Origin of the sequence: uncultured Leptotrichia sp. (assembly GCF_938036635.1) — a bacterium.
In the GTDB taxonomy this organism is placed as follows: Bacteria; Fusobacteriota; Fusobacteriia; order Fusobacteriales; family Leptotrichiaceae; genus Leptotrichia; species Leptotrichia hongkongensis.
Genome location: NZ_CALHQO010000091.1, coordinates 1 through 1300 on the forward strand (window position 1 = coordinate 1; position 1300 = coordinate 1300).

Here is a 1300-nt window from a genome sequence, read left to right on the forward strand (position 1 = left end):
ATAATGGCTGTTATTGTATTTTTAGTTACTAAATCAGCTAATATAGCATCTGTAATATCTTTTAACGATTTTTTTGCATATTTTATTTTTCCATTCACAAGCCCTATAAAGTCATTTTTTGCTATTGTCAGTTCGTCTACTTTTGTATCTCTTACAGCTTTAGTAATTTCCACAGAATAGTTTCTTGCAGCGGCTTCTTTTACTTCATCAATATCACTTTCTTTGTGTTTTAAGAAATAATATCCATCAAGCATTGTTTTAGTATCCAGAACCATTACTGTTTTTTGAGATTTTTCAGCGGCCATTTTAGCTGTTGTAATAACATTTTTGTTGTTTGGCAAGACATAAACATTTTCTTTTTCAGCTTTATCAATTGCATTTAATATTTCCTGAACACTTGGATTTTTACTTTGTCCTCCCAAGATTACCACATCTGCACCAAGTTTTAAAAACTCATCCTTCAAATTTTCAGAATCTGCCAAAATCACAAATGCCGATTTTGTTTTATCAATTTTTTTATTTGTAAAAATTTTTAAGGAGGAAATGAATGCTTAATTTCTTAAATCACCTGCAATTTGGGGTAAATGAATTATTGTGGCTAGGATATTTAATATTGAATTTTTCAGCAGTTGCACTGGCTTACAGATTTTGGGGAAAAGGAGGACTTCTATCAGTTGTGCCATTGTCAATCGTTCTAGCTAATATTCAAGTTGGAAAAATGATGACCTTGTTTGGTTTTGATGGCATCACAATGGGAAATATTGCTTACGGAGGAATTTATTTGGCGTCGGATATTTTGACAGAAAACGAAGGGAAACATTATTCTAGAAAAGTAGTTTCGCTAGGTTTTGCTGCAATGTTATTTACAACATTTATAATGCAAATTGTGCTAAAAGTAAAAGTTTCGCCTGATGATACAATGCAAGGTGCTTTATCAGCAGTATTTGGATTTATGCCAAGACTTGCGATTTCAAGTGTGTGCGGATTTGCAGTTTCTCAGTCATTTGATATTTGGTCTTATCAATTTATTAGAAAATTTAGACCATCTTATAGAGATATTTGGATTAGAAACAACGCGAGTACAATGATAAGTCAAATTTTAGACAATATTGTGTTCTCATTTTTGGCATTTACAGGAGTTTATCCGTTTAAAACAGTAATTGGAATTATATTTTCAACATATTTATTAAAAATTGTAATTTCGCTGTTGGATACACCTTTTGTGTATATTGCAACTTTATGGAAAAAACAAGGTAAAATAAGTGATTGATATTAGAATATTTGATAAAAAATAAAAAAG

At 30.5% G+C, this 1300-nt stretch carries 1 protein-coding gene and 1 pseudogene; one reads left to right on the plus strand and one right to left on the minus strand.

Annotated elements, in window-relative coordinates:
* Positions 1–482, minus strand: a pseudogene (locus Q0370_RS01705) (fatty acid-binding protein DegV); the annotation flags it as partial.
* 65 nt (positions 483–547) lie between these two features.
* Here Q0370_RS01705 and Q0370_RS01710 point away from each other — a divergent pair.
* On the plus strand, positions 548–1270 hold the full coding sequence (locus tag Q0370_RS01710; RefSeq protein WP_146961457.1) for a queuosine precursor transporter: 723 nt from the start codon (positions 548–550) through the stop codon (positions 1268–1270).
* Positions 1271–1300 lie beyond the last annotated feature (30 nt).

Bases quoted from the DNA above. Each gene is read 5' to 3' on its own strand.
- Q0370_RS01710 (WP_146961457.1), top strand. From the start codon at position 548: ATGCTTAATTTCTTAAATCACCTGCAATTTGGGGTAAATGAATTATTG.